The sequence below is a fragment of the Parabacteroides sp. AF14-59 genome, assembly GCF_003479515.1.
Classification (GTDB): domain Bacteria; phylum Bacteroidota; class Bacteroidia; order Bacteroidales; family Tannerellaceae; genus Parabacteroides; species Parabacteroides faecis.
The window spans coordinates 86,141-103,700 of the sequence record NZ_QUHH01000022.1; the positions used below are offsets into that span (position 1 = coordinate 86,141).

Sequence of the window (17,560 nt, forward strand, 5' to 3'; positions counted from 1 at the left end):
TATGAATTACAAAATGAAAGCAATCGCATTCAAACTCGTCCTGCGAAGCTGGTGGCGGAACAAGACATTTTCAATCATATCGATCATCAGCCTGGCAATCGGCATTGCCTGCACGAACTTGCTGGCTATTTTTGTTATCCATGAGTATAACCTGGAGGCGGACAATCCTCACCGGGAGACCATTTATATGATGGACCAGGATTCGCCGATCCAACCGGGTGAAAGGGTTTGTTTCACTGCCGGTGGCATTGCGGCCGAAATTAAAGAGAAATACCCGGAGATTATAGATCATGTATGCCTCAATAATATCGGAATGGATTACATAAAAGTAAACAATACCCGTTTCGACCCCATCATAATAATGACAACAGAAGCCTCGTTTCCCCATTTCTTCCCTTATAAAGTATTGTATGGAGATTTGAACGAAGTGCTGACACAACCGAATAAAATCGCCTTATCGGAAAAATGCGCCCAAAAGTATTTCGGCAAAGAGAATCCGATCGGCCAAACGATCATAACCGGTGAAAACAATGTAACGACCCGTGTACTGGAAGATGGTACGATTGAAGAGGGGAAAAATGAAACGACCTATCAGATTGCCGCTGTGCTGAAATCGCGTGAACAATCTTATATCGACTTCGATGCCGTAATCGGAAATGACGGGCCAATCCCCGGAGGATTATGTTTGTTTATGACCAACCGCCCGATCGATACGAAAAAGTTTGCCGAACAAATCCATAAAGACGGCATACAAACCTTTGTTCCCGACGGAAAATACCGTATGTACACTCTACAAGAGAGTTATTTCAAGAAATACACACAAGAAAGTTACTTCTTCATGAACAGTCGTCAAAAGACATTACTTTACGTCGGGCTGATCTCCGCCATTCTTATCCTGCTGATCGCCTGTTTCAATTATATCAACCTCAACTTCTCCCGCCTGTTGCAACAAGTGCGGATGATCCATACGGAAAAACTGATGGGCGCGACAAAAACCGATATAAACCACCAGCTATTTATCGATACATTCCTGACTGTCATTGTAGCCTTTCTGTTATCTTTGCTGATAACACACGATCTGATTCCGATATTCAATTCGATCACTTCCGGAAAGATAGAGACTTCTTTTTTCTTTAACAGACAGGCATTACCGGTTATCACACTGTTCATACTCCTGTTATCAATCATCCCTTCTGTTTATATCAGCCGGAAAATATCCAAACTATCGGCCTCCGGCTACCGCGAGTTTTTCACCGGGAACAAGAAAAGAAGGATCGTAACGGCTCTTTCGATCGCCCAATATACAGTCTCTATCGGACTGATCATCGCAACACTTACAGTAAACAGCCAACTTCATTTTATACAAAACAGAGCGGAAGGATATCACGGATTAATCGAGGTGGGCAATTGGGGAGCAGACAATTCCTACTTACCGGCTTTCGCACGTGAAATAAGAAAAATACCCGGCGTAGAAAATGTTACACTTACAGGTGGTCCTTTACTAAACATGGGGATAACTCCCGTGGATATCAAAAAACAGGATGGAAGTGAAAGCCATTATATGAAAGCGCAATACATGGGAGGACGTGATTTCCTGAGAACATTAAAAATCGACATCATACAGGGAGTTGAGCCGGATAAGGCACTCGAACAATTCCAGAATCCGGCCTATATCACCCGGAAATATGCAGATCTACTGATTCCGCCGGGAGAAAATCCGGTCGGTCAGCAACTGAGTAAATACGACAAAGACAGCAAAGAATATGAAAAGGACAGCAACAACCCAAAAGTGGTCGTTGCAGGTATTGTCGAGAACATATTTGCCTTTTCACTTGAAGAAGATGTTTTCCCCAGTATCATTTACATTGGCCAGGATGATGATAAACGATATGCTTTTGCAGAAATCAAAGTGGGCAAAGAACGTCAGCAAACAATCGCTGCCGTTAAAGAAGTATGGGAAAGGATGAATCCGGGTAAATATTTCACTTACCAGGATGTCTATAAGGAGTTTATGCAGCGTAATAGCAGGACCACCGAGCTGGCCGAATTAATGATCATGTACTCGCTGATCAGTATCTTCCTGACTTGTTTCGGCCTGTTCGGAATGGCTCTATACGCAACGGAACAACGCACGAAAGAAATAGGTATACGAAAAGTAAATGGAGCCAGCACTCTAAAGATCATGTTGTTGTTAAACAAACAATTCGTCGGCTGGATCGGAATAGCTTTCGTTATAGCTGTTCCCATTACCTGGCTTTTTCTGAACCAATGGCTGGAAAATTTTGTATATCATACCGACATATCGGTCTTCCATTTTCTATTGAGTGGTATTTTCGTGCTGTTCATCACCTTGTTGACTATCAGCTGGCACAGTTACAAAGCTGCATCCGGCAACCCGGTTGAAGTATTAAAAAGTGAATAACAACTAAGCCCAAAAGCTACTTACTTTAAGGACAAAAGCTATAGCTTCTAAACCCGAAAGCTATAGCCTTTGTATAATGCCATCCCGGTGACGTTTTATTACCACCGGGGGCGCATTCCAATATCATCCCGGTGATATACCAGACAGGCTCTATATGTTTTCAAATGTTAACAGTGACAAACTTTTTTTGCCCCCTATAAAATAAAGAAAATATTATTTGTCATTAGCGGCCTATCCGTTCACCTTTTTATAATCGGCCAGGAAGGTTGCCAGTCCGCTATCGGTAAGCGGGTGTTTCAACAAACCTTTTATTGCAGATAACGGACAAGTCGCTACATCGGCTCCGGCTTCAATGCACTGGATAATATGCTGTGTACTGCGAATGGAAGCGGCAAGCACTTCGGTCTCATACCCATAATAAGTATACATCTCTACGATTTTTCTTACCAATTCAATCCCGTCGCTCGAAATATCATCCAAACGTCCTACAAATGGTGAAACGTAGGTGGCTCCTGCTTTTGCAGCCAAAAGAGCCTGACCACGCGAAAAGACCAGCGTACAATTAGTACGGATTCCCTCATCGGAAAAATGTTTGATCGCTTTGATCCCAGCTTCTATACAAGGGACTTTCACCACGATATGCGGATTCAGGGCAGCCAGTTCCTCCCCTTCTTTTATCATTCCCTCATAATCGGTCGATATCACCTCAGCACTTACATCCCCATCCACGATCTCGCAGATCTTCAAATAATGTGCCCGCTGATTTTCTACTCCTTTTATCCCCTCTTTAGCCATCAGGGACGGATTGGTCGTAACACCATCCAATACACCTAAATCATTCGCTTCCCGAATCTGATCCAGGTTCGCCGTGTCGATAAAAAATTTCATTGTTTTATGTATTTATGATTCTATTTAAATAACAAATTCATTCACTGATAGTTCTCAAGAATTCAAAAGAAAAGGACTATCCACTATTCAATTCATTTGGCATAAAACTTGTATTTCTTCAAAAAATTTTCGAACATTGCAGATTATTTAAACTTATGGAGATAGCCAACGAACAAATCTTTGAAAAACTATTTCGGGATCACTACTCCCTTTTATGTAACTATGCCTGCAGATATATCGCTGACAGTCAGGTTGCTGAAGATATTGTTCAAACATTCTTCATTTCAATCTGGGAAAAAAAGCATTTGACTGTTACTCAGGAAATCTTTCTCCCTTATGCCTATCGGGCAATTAAAAACAGTTGTATCAATTATTATAAGTCTGAAATTATAAAAGAAGATTTCATAGTCTCACTGACAGAAGAATGGAATCTCCAATTGGATGATGAAGACGATTTTATCTATCAAAAAGAAGTGCAGTTGGCATTACAGAAACTTCCAGAGAAATGCAGAAAAGTCTTTTTACTAAAATGTATCACCGGATTGAAATACAAAGAAATAGCTGAAATATCCAATATATCGGTTAACACTGTAAAATATCATCTGGGAGAGGCTTTCCGGATCATGAAAGAAGAGTTAAAACACCTGACCTTTATTTTTTTTCTATTTTTTTTCTGATTTGGCCTACCCATTTCTTTCTTCCCAATTGTAATTAATACAAAAGGATGAAAAAATGAATTCTGAAATAATATATCAAATTATACATTCCATATTAGCAGACGAGGCTACAGATGAAGAGCACCGTATCTTTACGGAATGGTTGGACACTTCTGATGCAAACCAGGCCGAATATGAAAAAATAAAACGATTATATCAAGTCGTATCGTATAGGGACAAAAATAAAACATTCAATACAGAATTCGCCTGGAAACAGGTTCGTAAACAGACCATCGCCAAAAAGAAAACATTCAGACTGCCTATATGGACACGTTATGCAGCAATGATTGCTATTATTGTATTTATCGGCATGATTTATTTTTCAAAACAACCAGCATCCACTATCAGTGAAGTTAACATGGAAGAATTTAGTCAACCTACATTACTTTTAGAGAATGGAGAAAAAATAGCATTAACGGAAGAATCTTTTTCCATGCAAGAAAAACATGTGGTAATTAAAAACGATGCAAAAAATAAACTAGTTTATGAGCCACAAGAAGAAGAGGAAGAAATAACAATACAAAATAATCATTTAGTCATACCTAAAGGAAAAACATATCAACTATTACTTTCTGACGGAACCCGCATTTGGTTAAATTCAGAGACAGAAATAACCTATCCGACCCGATTCGTTGGTAATAAGCGGGAAATAACTCTTATAGGAGAAGCTTTTTTGGAGGTTGCCAAAAATAAGGAAAAACCTTTCATTGTCAATGCAAACGGTATGGAAATAAAAGTATTGGGAACTTCATTCAACGTTTCCTGTTACACGGCTGATAATACGATCAGTACAACATTAGTGGAAGGCTCTGTTTCCGTTAAAGCAGAAAATAAAAAAACAGTTACTATCACTCCTTCTGAACAATTCATCTATAATAGGGACAATACAAAAACAGCCATCCGAATAGTAAATACTGAACTCTTTACTTCCTGGATAGATGGAAAGTATATCTTTAAAGATGCAACATTGGAAGATATTATCAAAAAACTCCAGCGATGGTATGATTTCTCTGTTAACTACGAAGATGAAAAATTAAAGCACAATCGCTACTCACTTGTAGCAGAAAGAGATACAAACATAGATCAACTATTGGAGGTAATCAGTTATACTTCCAATATCAAACTCGAGAGAACAAATAACATTATTTACATCAAAAAAATAAAGGAGGAACGATAATTATGACATAATAATATTATGAAAAGCAACAGAGGCAGTATGGATCAGATACTACCTCCGCTAACAGATCAAAAAAACAAAATCATTTTAGTTTAACCTGTAAATTACAAATTTATGGAAAAAAAAGTATCGGAAGACTTTTGTAAAGCACAAAAAGTCTTAAAACGATCATTGTTTATAACTTTACTGAATTGCTTTATATTGGCAGTTCCATTCAATGTCTTTGCATTTGAATCTATTTTCGAACAAAATTACACCTTGATCTTATCGTTCAAGAATGCAAAGATGGAACAAATACTGGATGCTATTTCGGAACAATCCGGTATTAAAATCGCTTACAGTACAGAAGAATTAGCTACAAACAATAGTGTGTCCGTAGACATAAAAACATCTGACATAAAAGAAGCATTGTCTGCTGTATTGGGAGACGGATATACTTTTAAACAAATAGATGATTATATCGCTATTGCCAAAAAAGCAAAAGAAGAAATACAATCATCTCTCATCAGCTTGGCTGATGAGAGACCTTGGACTGTCCAAGGTCAGGTATTGGAAAATTCGGAACCTCCTTATCCGATGGCTGGCGTAAACATTTCTATCAAAGGGACAAAACTTGGTACAATAAGTGACCAGAACGGTTATTTCTCAATCAAGGTAAAACGTGGAGACATACTTGTTTTCAACTTTCTGGGATTCAAAGAGTATGAATATGTTGTCTCACGGGCAATCAGTAACTTAAGTGTTTCTTTGAGTGAAGATAGTGAGACTCTAGATGAAATTATCGTAACTGGTTTTTCTGAGGAAAAGAAATTAAATACTATTTCATCCGTTTCTTCTCTGGATATAAACAAAAATCTGACTACAAAACCTATTACATCTCTATCCCAATCATTACAAGGAGGTATAACAGGTTTGAATGTTACTCAAAGTTCCGGTTTGCCAGGTGCAGATGCCGCAACTATTAAAATCCGCGGTATATCTTCATTAACAACGAATAGTGATCCTCTGGTATTAGTGGATGGCATTCCTATGGATATGAACAACCTTGATCCGAATACTATCGAAAGTGTTACTGTACTAAAGGATGCTGCTGCTGCTGCTATCTATGGAGCCCGTGCTGCAAACGGCGTTATCGTTGTAAAAACAAAACGCGGAACCCCTGGTAAAGTAAATGTTTCATACAACGGTTATTTCGGTATCCAGAAAGCAACCTATCTGCCCGAATTTATTGATGGTGCTGGATATATGGATATGTTAAATGCTGCCAACACAAATATCGGAGGTGACCCAATCTATTCACAAGAAGAAATAGACAATACACGTAAAGGCGTAGATCCAGTTAAATATCCAGATGTGGATTGGGCTGATTTTTTATTCAAAACAGGTTCTGTTCAAAGTCACTCCGTATCTGTTTCCGGTGGTAGTAACCTGGCTCGCTTCGCATTAACTGCCAATTATCTTAAAAATGAAGGTTTGGTTGAAAAAGCGAATTCAGATCGTATCAATATACGTGCCAATACATCTGTAAGTTTGCTTGATAACCTATCTGTCAATATGGACTTTAATTCATACCGTACTAATCGTCAGGAACCCATGTACAGGGATGGAGCATACACATCTTCTATCATTTCTTATATGTATGGCACCCCTCCTAATACAATTGCACGCTATCCGATGAAAGAAGGAAGCGATATCGTATTTTACGGAAACCGTCCTGAACAACGTAATCCTGCCGCATTAATTGATCGTGGTGGACAATTTAAAGCTTTGGAAGACAACGTAAGTATCAATATTGCACCTCGTTGGGAAGTCATTCCCAAATTAATCTTAAGAGGCCAATATTCGTACCGCGTTAGTAGCAGTGCCACTAATCGCCAACGAGCAGCCTATAACTTTTTTGATTATACTTCTGGTGCTTTACTCGAAACCTGGAGTTCAATTAATAATGCAAGTAAAGACCGCTCTAGCTACTACTATATAGGTGCCACTGCTGAATATACATTTGAGAAAAACAAACACCGCTTATTTGTTATCGGAGGATATAATCAGGAATTAACAAATAATGGAGATTGGGATCAATGGTCAATGGTCTCTGTATTCGGTAAAGCTAATTATACTTTCGATCGTCGTTTTCTATTAGAAGGGACAGTTCGCCGGGACGGTTCATCTCGTTTTGGAAAGGGTAATAAATATGGAGTTTTCCCATCCGTTGGTGCAGGTTGGAATATGCATGAAGAGAAATTCATGAAAAGCGCAAAATGGTTAAATGAATTAAAATTAAGAGCATCTTACGGTTTGCTGGGAAATGAGAACATCGGTCTATATAAATATCAATCTTTGATCAATTCATCAAACGGTAATGAAACGACTTATGGAAACCCGGATATAACATGGGAAAAAGTGAATATGCTTAACGTCGGTGCAGACATCAGAATACTTAAAGATATCAATATTACATTTGACTATTACGATAAGCTGACAACTGATCTTATCATCACTCCTCCCATTTCATATATCGGCGGTATAGAAAAGGTTCCTATGAATGCTGGGGAATTGAGAAACCGTGGTTGGGAACTTGATATCAACTACAACAAACAGTTAACCAAAGATTTTGGTTTCAACATTCATGGAGGTTTATCCCAAAACAAAAATAAAATTGAAGACTTATACGGAGGTCCATATGATAACGGAGATAATATAAATGCAGTAGGATATGCACTAAAAAGCTTTTATGTTTACCCGACAGCCGGTTTATTACAGGAAAGTGATTTTACCAAAGACGAAAGCGGAAATTGGACTCCTAAAGAAGGTGTAATCATTTATGATGGACAACAACCTGGAGATATACACTATCTTGACACAAATAAAGACGGTAAAATAACAACTGATGACCGTGTTATTCGTGGGGATGAGCAACCTAAACTAAATTATTTTGCCAATGTAACTCTCGATTACAAAAAATGGTCATTAGAGGTTTTATTTCAAGGAGTTTCAGGGGTTGACGCCTACTACTCGGAACCATATTCCTTTGGTTTAAGCACTTCAGGAGACGGACAAACACCTCTTTCAGTACAAACAGACTATTGGACTCCGACCAATACAGATGCACGTTATCCCCGTATTGCACCTAATTCTACATATGGTAATAATAATCATCGTTCTGATTTTTGGCATTTTGATGCAAGTTATTGCCGTGTAAAATATATCCAGTTAGGATATTTATTCGATCAGATGGGTCTAAAAAAAATCGGCATATCCAATATCCGTGTATACATAAATGCACAAAATCCTTTCACATTTGCAAAGGAAAAACTGGTTGACCCGGAAAGCCGCGGACAAAAAAGTTCATATCCGCTGGTTAAAACCTATTCAATGGGAGTCAGTCTGAATTTCTAATAATAAACCTATAAATAAAAAGATCATGAAATTAAATAATAAAATAACGACATGGACATTTGCGTTGCTGCTACTCTTATTTTGTAGTTGTTCTGATTTCCTGACAAGAGACCATCCAACAGGGGTAACTGATGATGATTTCTGGAAAACTATGAATGAATGCGAAAGTGCATTGGGGCAATGTAAAGCCTGGCCTAACGGTTCCTATTTCACTAGTAATACAGTAACGAACGTCGCATGGATCCATATGGAAGGTATGACGGATAATCAGTATTTCCGTTCTAACTTTCAGACAGAAGTAGTCAATCTGGGCAATGGTTCGGCAACGCCGACTTCAGGTGGTTATATCAGCAAATTATGGGATAAATATTACGAATACATTCGTCGCTGCAACCGCTTTCTGGAACATGTTGATAATGCTTATTTTACACTTGAATATGAGCGTGACCGTATGAAAGCAGATGTTCGTGTGTGGCGTGCCTGGTATCATATGCAGTTACTCTTATGGTATGGTCGCCACGACGGCATACCTATTCTTGAAAAAGCATTGACTCCAACCGAAAACTTTATGTCACGCAATACGGTTGAGGAATGCTTGGATTTCTTGAATAAAGAATTTGATGCGATAATCAATATTACAGACGATAATGTATGTCCTTTTATTTGGGATGAGGGACGCCGTGACCGTATGTCTCGCTCTTCTGCTCTTGCTCTGAAAATGGACTTAAACCTACAATTCCAAAAATATGATATTGCCAAAGCAGCGGCAAAGCAATTGATTGATTCCGGGGTATTCGAATTATATCACACAGAATCAACTGATAATGCTCCAGGTAAGAATTATCGTGACTTATTTAATTATGTAGGAAAACAAAATAAAGAACGCATCATTTTTACTTCAAACGGTCTGAATCAATTCTGGTTTCGTTGTATAAGTATGTCATTAGGAGGTCAAGGAACTTGTGCTGTTTTAAAATCATTCGTTGATGAATTTGAAACAATCGACGGTAAAACAATCCAGTCTTTGACGGCAAATGAACGAACTGAATATGAGAAAGATCCACTTCATAAAGAACGCGATCCCCGGTTATATATAACAGTAATGGTGCCTGGCGATAATACTTCTTTCAAAAATTATACTTATACACCATTTGATATAAATAGTAGCGATTATTATACAAAAACAGGAGCTCCGGCTTCAGGTTATATGTTGAAAAAATTTGCAAGTGAACAAGACCGTGCCAGTGGACGCGGAAGTTTGGACTTCATGTTATATCGTTATGCAGAAGTATTGCTAACTTACGTTGAATGCCTGGTTGAAAGTGGTGATTGGCAAAATCCAGACGTTGAAAAGTATATAAACATGATTCGCAATCGTGCTGGAATGCCGAATATGGACAAAAGTGTGTATAATACGCAGGAGAAAGTTCGTGAATTGTACCGTCGCGAACGTCGTGTTGAATTAGGTTTCGAAGGGAAACGATACGATGATATTCGTCGTTGGAATATTGGAGCGCAAACAATGTCTGGTTCCATCCAGGGAGCATGGAATCCAAACACAAATTCGTTTGTAACAATCGAAGAACGTAATTGCATTTTCCCTAAAAATGACTCATGGCCTCTTCCTCAGGATGAAGTTACAGCTAATTCGAATATTAGCCAACCCACTGGCTGGAAATAAAACTAAAAGAGTCTGTTTTACCATATAAAAATGAGACAACCTTACTTATAACTCGTAAGTTGAAATATTATAATCCCCTTGTTTTGCCCTAATTTAGCACAACATAAGGCAAGAACAAGGGGATTTCTCTTAAACAGGAATTATAAGATTTTCAAATTTCTATTTTAAGTCTCTTTTATTCATTATATTTATTTTATTTCTTCACAGCCAACTTACTCAACAACCTGATCTCTTTCAGATCAGAGTAGTCATACTGATAAATACCGTCTTCAGCCATCATCATCAAGACATTCCCGTGTGGAATCACATCATATCCTTCCATGCCGGAATAATGAGCCAGCCGGTTGGCCATCAATGTTTGCGGATCTGATGCGTTATAAATCTTCAGGCCGTCGTCACAAAGGAAAAGAGTCCCGTTATCGATACCCAGTCCTTTAGGCTTTGTCATGGTGTAAGCTACGATCGGCTGCGGACTTTTTACATCACTGACATCTAAAATGATCAGTTCGTTAAAGTTTTGCCCGCAATTATTACCGGAATGGACAGTCACATAAGCAATATCATCTTCCACAACTACCGGATCACAACCATACACATGAACCATTGCCGACTGATACTCCGGCTTTACCGGGTCTTTTACCGAATAGATCAGCATACCGGTAGGCGTTCCCATGAACATATATTCCTTATAACTGAAAATCGTTTCGACGTTCCATCCGACAGGAATAGTTTCAGTTGCAACAACCGGTTCTTCACCGGAAAGATCGAAAATATCCATCTGATTATTCAAAACGACATACAGATAATCCTTATAAAGACCAAAGCGGGACATAGAACCATTCACTCCCGTGGAAGAACCACCGCTACTGTTACCGGAATTTGTCGCCATATCATTATAGTAGATTTCATCTTTATAATACTCATAGGTTTCCGTTACTTCTTCCTGTGTCCAGCCTATAACGATACCTTTGGCTTTTCCTGCTTCGGAAAAAACTTCGGAATCTATTATACCATCCTCAATCGGAGGGAAACTCTGTGGAAAAACATTTTCCAACCGACTCTTCAACATCGGTAAAGCCGGATTAGTGATATCGAACCACACCAGGTCGACATACGAATCCGCATATAACAGATTGTTACGGATAGCCAGGTCGGCATTTCCCATTAATTCTATAAAACCGACCAAAGCTGGTGACGAAGGATTTCGGTTATCGATAATATGGATTCCTTTTCCGGGTTCTGACATATACAGATAACCTTCATAGAAACAAATCTTTCCCTGCTGCGTAATTTCTTCCGGCAACGCATTCACCTTCACAGAAGAACGGAACGCATTGGCTGACATATACACAGGTTTATTCACCGTATAGGTAACTGTCTCTTTTACCTTCATATCATCATTACATCCGCAAAACAAACAGATCAACGACAGACAGAACAGACTCATTAGTTTTTTCATCTTCAATAAATTTAGTGGATTAATATGCTAACTCTCTTAATTAAAAATCAAAACGGATACCAGCCCCCAATCCGACGAGTACAGAATGTTCCGTGCGGATGCTTACCGGTTGGTTATTATCAAAATAATGTGAAATACGCGGTTCAAAATAAATATTCCAATCCTTGTAAAAACGATAGGAAACACCGGCAGACGCATTCAATGACCATTGCAAGCCGTTTATCCCCCCCTTGTCTACCAGAGTCTTCACATCTGTCTGCCAATACCGGGTTTCTGTCTGTTTGGCTCTTAATCCTTTTTCAACCATAAAACCACCGGATAAATAGATTTTCCACCGAGAATTTTGCCAAAGGGATACTACCAGATTTACCGGAATACCCAAATAATGAAGCTCTAACCGCGACTTGTAGTGAATGTTATCCCACTTATCCAGATTCGATGCCAGATAGGTATAGACCAATCCGGTTTCCAACCCGATATAACGATTGAAATCTCTACGCACAGTCAGGCCGAAAGACAAAGGCAAGGCTGCATCTACACTCGTATATTCATCGGATGACAAAACAGTTGAATTTCCGAAAAAGGGAGGTTTAACCGGAGGCGGAATCGTCCCGGGATAACTTGGATTAAAATGGTCATTGGGTGCCTCTACGGCATAATCGTATCCTAACCCTAATGACACATGACCACCTGTTCCGAATCCCGCATTTACAGACCACTTTCCTTCTGCCTTTCTATTCTTGCCAGCTGAAGAATACGTCTGTTTTTTTGACTCATAACTATACAGGTCAGGTGAAGATACCTTCTTCCCTTCATCGGCTAACTGAACAGTTTCATCCTGTATCTCTACACTATCGGCTATTTCCGGTATTTCTTTTTCAGCAATCAGAACAGTGGAAGATTCGTCAGAAACAACAGCAGCAATCAGTTTTTCCTTTGGAACTGGTTGTCCCACAAATGAAGTTGTTTCCTCCCGAACATCTTCCGGACTCTCCTCATATACATTCTCTCTATTATCATCAGTAACAGCCACCGGTAATTTTTGACTTCCGTCGGGTATCTCTCCTGTCCGAAAAGGTGCAAATAAAAATAATAATGCAATGACAGCTGCAGCCACAGAACTTCCGGCCCACCACAGCCATTTCTGTCCGCGGGGTCTCATACGAGGCTCGATCCCTTCCCAGCAAAGATCATCGACGGGTAACCGGTGGTTCTCCAGTTTCCGTTTCATGAATTCGCTGAAATCATCCAATTGTTCTCTATGATCCGTATCACTGCGCATTTTCATGCTTGATTAATGATTGAACACTTTTTTGTAACACCTTCCGCGCCCGAATAAACTGTGTTCGCGAGGTTACTTCACTGATATGTAGCATTTCTGCTATCTCACTATGAGAATATCCCTCTATCGCATAGAGGTTGAATACCGTCCGGTAGCCATTCGGCAAACGGGCAATACAGGCATGCAGATCATCGGCAGATAAACGTTCTAATGCCGATACATCCACTTCATCCGCCAATTCCCCGCAATCATCAAAATTAACGCTTAACCGGATCGCATCGTTTTTTCTCAGATATTCAAGAGCTGTAGTAACAAATACCCTGCGAACCCAACCGGGAAATGCACCGCTCCCCGTATAACTTCCTATTTTCGTGAATATCTTGATAAATCCATCCTGCAACAAATCACGAGCAGTTTCCCTGTTATTTACATACCGCATACACACACTCATCATGGCAGGAGCATACAGCTCGTATATCTCTTTACGAGCCCATGACTCCCCACGTTTGCATCCGGCAATTAACAGCTGTTCGTCCATAGGTAATATTACTCTCTATCTGTATGATGAAAAAGGTCCTTTCAATGTTGCAGGCTGATAGAGAAAATTGAAAATATTTTTTTTATTTGTAAAAGAAATGGTCTATCTGATAACAGATATAAGACAAATATATGTTATTTAAGTAAAAACAAGAAGAATAAATAGCTTATTTTAAGCAAATAATCTATCTTAGCGTCAATAAAATGATGTTGTGTATGAAGCGGGGATATTTTATAATAATAGCACTATTGGCGTGTGTATCATATAGTCATGCGCAGTCTGTATTTGATTTTGTTCTGAATCGTGAAGGGAAACTTACGGCCGTACCCAAGTTCAAAGCGCTTGATTTCAATATACCGGAGTTATCTTACAAAACGTATACCCCATCCAAACTAACCGAGTTTGAAAAGAAACTCAGAGAGTTTACCCCAGACTTTCCGCAAATCCATGACGAACGGCCGATGGATATGCAGGTTCTGTCACAAGCTTATCGTCCGTTTTTTAATGTATTTACGCCGATGATACGTCGCATATCTCCTATGGCACTCGATTTTCAGGAATTCGATTTTACTCCGATCAGTGAAACAACCGGTTTGCTGACTGTCGGAGAACAGTTCACCTGGCCCGGTGTAGGCGGACTTACAAGGGTAAGTTCATCCCTTGTATGGCAACAGGATCGATGGACACTTACAGGAGGAGCTTTTGCAGGACGGTATTTTACCCCATTCAATTATAGCCCCGATTTCATGGGAGGGGTCAATGCTTCTGTCAGCTTTGAAGCCTCCGATTGGCTGACATTGAGAGGCTGGGGACAATATGCGTTTTATCAGAAAGGAGAACGTACAAATCCGCATATGCTGTTGAACCCATATTATAATCACACCAGTGTAGGAGGTGCCTTTGAAGTTAAAGTAGCAGAAGGGTTCCGCGTTGGTGTAGGGATCAACTACGAGTATAATCCCTGGAACAGACGGATGGATCGCCAGTTCTTAGTCTATCCGGCATTCAACAACAAGAATATAAGGATCGGTTTCAACTAAATAACTGGCAAATATGCCGATGGCATGTTATTCATTATAAATCATTTTTTTAGTCATTCCGCCGTCAACAACAATATTTTGTCCGTTGATGAAGTCATTTTCGGGAGCAGCAAGGAAAAGACAGGCATTGGCAATGTCCGAAGGCTGCCCCACACGTCCTGAAGGATGCTGTTTATGATCTGAACGTTTCAATAGTTGATAGTTCTCATTCTGTATCCAGCCGGGGCTGATACAGTTTACAGTAATATTATAATCGCTGAAAGAAAGTGCAAGTGCATGTGTCAATGATACAATGCCTCCTTTGGAAGCGGCATATCCCTCCGACCCGGGTTCACTCTGCAGATAACGGCTGGAAGCAATATTGATAATCCGTCCGTAACGTTGTTTTCCTTCTTCATTGTTCCGATGAATAGCCAATGCCCTTGAAGTTATAAACACCGGACGAAGGTTTGTTGAAAGGATCTTGTCGAACTGTTCAATACTTGTATCAACCAGTGGCGTAAATTCACTGATACCTACATTATTAACAATCACATCTACATCTCCCCACATGTTGATAAGTTTGTTGAAAACTTTTTGAAGAGCTTCCGGATCACTGGCATCAGTCTGAAAAAACTGGACAAAAGTAGGCAATAAATCGCAAAGACGCAAAGCTGCCTTCTCATCTGTATCACAAAAAGCGACGCGCGCTCCCACATTGCAAAATGCGGTTACAATGGCAGCACCAATACCCTTAGCACCACCGGTAACAAATACTCTCTTACCGTCCATATTCTGTTTTGTGTCTGATTATCTGTTGCAAAGATAACAAAAGACTCTTGTAAAACATCTGTAACATTAACTAAATAAAAACTTTGACTATATTTGCGTACAGAAATACAAAAAGTATGATTGGAACCGCATTGTTTAAAGAAGTATCGCCATTATCTTCAAAAGACTGCTTCATCGTAATAGAGCGCCTTAAATCAACATTCAATTTCCCCATTCATGTACACCCTGAATATGAATTGAATTTCATTGAACATGCAAAAGGAGCCCAACGTATAGTCGGTGATTCAGTTGAAACGATTGGAGACGATGAACTGGTTTTAGTAACGAATCCGACTTTGGAACATGCCTGGGTTAACCATGAATGCAAGTCACAGGCTATCCATGAGGTAACCATACAATTTCACCGTTCATCCTTCCCTGAAGAACTACTGGAAAGAAACCAGTTTCAAAGTATAAAAACACTTTTCGAACGTGCACAGAAAGGAGTTGCCTTCGGCGTACAGGCAATAGAGAAAGTCCGTCCGTTGCTAAAAACGATCACCTGCGAGACAGATGGCTTCTATTCGGTCATGAAACTGATGATGATTTTACATGAACTGTCTCTCTCCGAAGATTTCCGGGAACTGGCCAGCCACTCTTTCATCCGTCAGGAAAGAACCCATGAAGAAGATTTACGTATAAGGAAAGTCATAGATTATCTGAACGTAAATTACAATAAACAGGTACGCCTCTCGGATGTTGCCGACCTGATCAACATGAGTGAACCCTCCTTCTGCCGATATATCAAGCAACGTACATCTAAAAGTTTTGTCGATTTCCTGACGGATATACGTTTAGGATTTGCCATCCGCGCCCTCATCGATTCCACCCAATCAGTCGCAGAGATCGGATATGCATGCGGTTTCAATAACCTGTCGAATTTTAACCGCATATTCAAGAAGAAAAAAGGAATGCCACCGACAGAATTCAGAGAAAACTATAGAAAAAAGAAGGTGATTGTTTAGTTCCGCCTTGAAAAATTGGCTAATTTCGCGGGACTAAAAAATCTCATAAAAAACACAACCATCATGAAAAAAGGGTTATTTACAGCACTCTTGCTGTTAATTATCATCAGTTTCTCTGCCTGTCAGAAAACTGATACATTCAAAGTCCTGCAATTCAACATCTGGCAGGAAGGAACCGTAGTAAAGAATGGATTTGATGCAGTAGCTGATGAAATTATTCGCAGCGATGCGGATTTTGTAACACTGAGTGAAGTACGCAACTATCACGATACCCGCTTTTGTGACAGAATCGTCGAAGCTCTGAAAAAACGAGGACAGACTTATTATTCCTTTTATACGGAAGACTCAGGTCTATTAAGCCGCTATCCGATCAGCGACAGCACTACTGTTTATCCTTTGAATGATGATAGAGGTAGCATTTATCGTCTGGTTACAAAGAAGGGCGGGCAGGAATTTGCCATTTACACAGCACATCTGGATTATCGCAATTGTGCTTATTATGATGCCCGTGGATACGATGGTAATAACTGGGAGAAAATAGAACGAGTTAACAATCTCGACTCTTTGCTGATCCTGAACCGCGCATCCGTAAGAGATGACGCTATTATACGTTTTGTAAATGAAGCCGAAAAAGATAAAGCAGCCGGACGTATTGTTATTCTGGGAGGCGACTTTAATGAGCCTTCACATCTGGATTGGACGGAAGCGACAAAAGATATGCGCGATCACTACGGTCTCATTGTACCCTGGGATGTATCCGTTATACTTGAAAAAGCAGGTTACAAAGATTCTTATCGCGAAAAATACCCCGATCCGGTCACTCACCCCGGATTTACCTGCCCGGCAGACTGCCCGGATATTGCATTGAAAAAATTGGTCTGGTCACCGGAAGCTGACGATCGCGATCGCATCGACTTCATCATGTATTCTCCATTCAACGGACTAAGCCTGACAGATGTTACCATCATTGGCCCTAAAGGGGATATCCTCCGCGGAGAACGTGTCACGGAAGAAACTGCCGATCCGATCATTACCCCGGCAGGGATCTGGCCTACCGACCATAAAGCCGTATTGGCAACGTTTCAGCTAGTCAAATAATCAGAATCATAAATTAGTTAACATAATAATGCCTCCTCACCTGGAATATATATCGGGTAGGGAGGCATTGTCGTTCATTAGAATACCA

Annotated in this window: 13 protein-coding genes; 8 read left to right on the forward strand and 5 right to left on the reverse strand. The window is 39.9% G+C overall.

The annotated features are described in order from the left end of the window. Position 1: 1 nt before the first annotated feature. Positions 2–2,422 carry an ABC transporter permease gene (locus DWW23_RS20080; RefSeq protein WP_122355512.1) on the forward strand — a complete coding sequence of 807 codons (2,421 nt, stop codon included), beginning with the start codon at positions 2–4 and terminating at the stop codon, positions 2,420–2,422. Positions 2,423–2,653: 231 nt separating this feature from the next. On the opposite strand, the gene fsa is transcribed toward DWW23_RS20080, so the two are convergent. Then, positions 2,654–3,310 carry a fructose-6-phosphate aldolase gene (gene fsa / locus DWW23_RS20085; protein ID WP_122355514.1) on the reverse strand — a complete coding sequence of 219 codons (657 nt, stop codon included), beginning with the start codon at positions 3,308–3,310 and terminating at the stop codon, positions 2,654–2,656. Between the two features lie 155 nt (positions 3,311–3,465). Between fsa and DWW23_RS20090 the strand changes: the two genes are divergently transcribed. From DWW23_RS20090 to DWW23_RS20105, 4 genes are all read left to right on the forward strand, one after another. Beyond that, positions 3,466–3,987, forward strand: coding sequence for an RNA polymerase sigma-70 factor (locus tag DWW23_RS20090; RefSeq protein WP_122355516.1), 522 nt, complete (start codon positions 3,466–3,468; stop codon positions 3,985–3,987). Positions 3,988–4,042: 55 nt separating this feature from the next. Beyond that, complete coding sequence (locus tag DWW23_RS20095) at positions 4,043–5,203, forward strand: FecR family protein (protein ID WP_122355518.1); 1,161 nt, start codon at positions 4,043–4,045, stop codon at positions 5,201–5,203. A gap of 114 nt (positions 5,204–5,317) precedes the next feature. Further along, a complete protein-coding gene (locus tag DWW23_RS20100; protein WP_122355520.1) occupies positions 5,318–8,599 on the forward strand; it encodes a TonB-dependent receptor in 3,282 nt (1,093 codons plus the stop codon). Positions 8,600–8,624: 25 nt separating this feature from the next. Beyond that, positions 8,625–10,280 carry a RagB/SusD family nutrient uptake outer membrane protein gene (locus DWW23_RS20105; RefSeq protein WP_122355522.1) on the forward strand — a complete coding sequence of 552 codons (1,656 nt, stop codon included), beginning with the start codon at positions 8,625–8,627 and terminating at the stop codon, positions 10,278–10,280. 193 nt (positions 10,281–10,473) lie between these two features. Here the strand turns inward: DWW23_RS20105 and DWW23_RS20110 are convergent, their stop codons facing one another. Genes DWW23_RS20110 through DWW23_RS20120 form a run of 3 tightly spaced genes read right to left on the reverse strand, consistent with a single transcriptional unit; the run spans position 10,474 to position 13,559 of the window. Beyond that, complete coding sequence (locus tag DWW23_RS20110) at positions 10,474–11,739, reverse strand: LVIVD repeat-containing protein (protein ID WP_122355524.1); 1,266 nt, start codon at positions 11,737–11,739, stop codon at positions 10,474–10,476. A 40-nt stretch (positions 11,740–11,779) separates the two neighbouring features. Next, positions 11,780–13,027 carry a porin family protein gene (locus tag DWW23_RS20115; RefSeq protein WP_233564399.1) on the reverse strand — a complete coding sequence of 416 codons (1,248 nt, stop codon included), beginning with the start codon at positions 13,025–13,027 and terminating at the stop codon, positions 11,780–11,782. After that, positions 13,011–13,559, reverse strand: a complete 549-nt coding sequence (locus DWW23_RS20120) for an RNA polymerase sigma factor (protein WP_122355526.1) — start codon at positions 13,557–13,559, stop codon at positions 13,011–13,013. The genes DWW23_RS20115 and DWW23_RS20120 overlap by 17 nt, the downstream gene beginning before the upstream one ends. A gap of 215 nt (positions 13,560–13,774) precedes the next feature. On the opposite strand from DWW23_RS20120, the gene DWW23_RS20125 reads away from it, so the two are divergent. Continuing rightward, the gene (locus DWW23_RS20125) at positions 13,775–14,599 is read left to right on the forward strand and encodes a hypothetical protein (RefSeq protein WP_122355528.1); all 825 of its coding nucleotides are present in this window, start codon (positions 13,775–13,777) and stop codon (positions 14,597–14,599) included. Between the two features lie 27 nt (positions 14,600–14,626). On the opposite strand, the gene DWW23_RS20130 is transcribed toward DWW23_RS20125, so the two are convergent. Continuing rightward, positions 14,627–15,370: an SDR family NAD(P)-dependent oxidoreductase gene (locus DWW23_RS20130; protein ID WP_122355530.1), complete on the reverse strand. Its 744-nt coding sequence runs from the start codon at positions 15,368–15,370 to the stop codon at positions 14,627–14,629. Positions 15,371–15,486: 116 nt separating this feature from the next. Between DWW23_RS20130 and DWW23_RS20135 the strand changes: the two genes are divergently transcribed. Next, positions 15,487–16,374 carry an AraC family transcriptional regulator gene (locus DWW23_RS20135; RefSeq protein WP_122355532.1) on the forward strand — a complete coding sequence of 296 codons (888 nt, stop codon included), beginning with the start codon at positions 15,487–15,489 and terminating at the stop codon, positions 16,372–16,374. 63 nt (positions 16,375–16,437) lie between these two features. After that, on the forward strand, positions 16,438–17,472 hold the full coding sequence (locus tag DWW23_RS20140) for an endonuclease/exonuclease/phosphatase family protein (RefSeq protein WP_122355534.1): 1,035 nt from the start codon (positions 16,438–16,440) through the stop codon (positions 17,470–17,472). Positions 17,473–17,560: the final 88 nt, after the last annotated feature.

Bases quoted from the DNA above. Each gene is read 5' to 3' on its own strand.
- DWW23_RS20080 (WP_122355512.1), top strand. From the start codon at position 2: ATGAATTACAAAATGAAAGCAATCGCATTCAAACTCGTCCTGCGAAGC.
- fsa (WP_122355514.1), bottom strand. From the start codon at position 3,310: ATGAAATTTTTTATCGACACGGCGAACCTGGATCAGATTCGGGAAGCG.
- DWW23_RS20090 (WP_122355516.1), top strand. From the start codon at position 3,466: ATGGAGATAGCCAACGAACAAATCTTTGAAAAACTATTTCGGGATCAC.
- DWW23_RS20095 (WP_122355518.1), top strand. From the start codon at position 4,043: ATGAATTCTGAAATAATATATCAAATTATACATTCCATATTAGCAGAC.
- DWW23_RS20100 (WP_122355520.1), top strand. From the start codon at position 5,318: ATGGAAAAAAAAGTATCGGAAGACTTTTGTAAAGCACAAAAAGTCTTA.
- DWW23_RS20105 (WP_122355522.1), top strand. From the start codon at position 8,625: ATGAAATTAAATAATAAAATAACGACATGGACATTTGCGTTGCTGCTA.
- DWW23_RS20110 (WP_122355524.1), bottom strand. From the start codon at position 11,739: ATGAAAAAACTAATGAGTCTGTTCTGTCTGTCGTTGATCTGTTTGTTT.
- DWW23_RS20115 (WP_233564399.1), bottom strand. From the start codon at position 13,027: ATGAAAATGCGCAGTGATACGGATCATAGAGAACAATTGGATGATTTC.
- DWW23_RS20120 (WP_122355526.1), bottom strand. From the start codon at position 13,559: ATGGACGAACAGCTGTTAATTGCCGGATGCAAACGTGGGGAGTCATGG.
- DWW23_RS20125 (WP_122355528.1), top strand. From the start codon at position 13,775: ATGAAGCGGGGATATTTTATAATAATAGCACTATTGGCGTGTGTATCA.
- DWW23_RS20130 (WP_122355530.1), bottom strand. From the start codon at position 15,370: ATGGACGGTAAGAGAGTATTTGTTACCGGTGGTGCTAAGGGTATTGGT.
- DWW23_RS20135 (WP_122355532.1), top strand. From the start codon at position 15,487: ATGATTGGAACCGCATTGTTTAAAGAAGTATCGCCATTATCTTCAAAA.
- DWW23_RS20140 (WP_122355534.1), top strand. From the start codon at position 16,438: ATGAAAAAAGGGTTATTTACAGCACTCTTGCTGTTAATTATCATCAGT.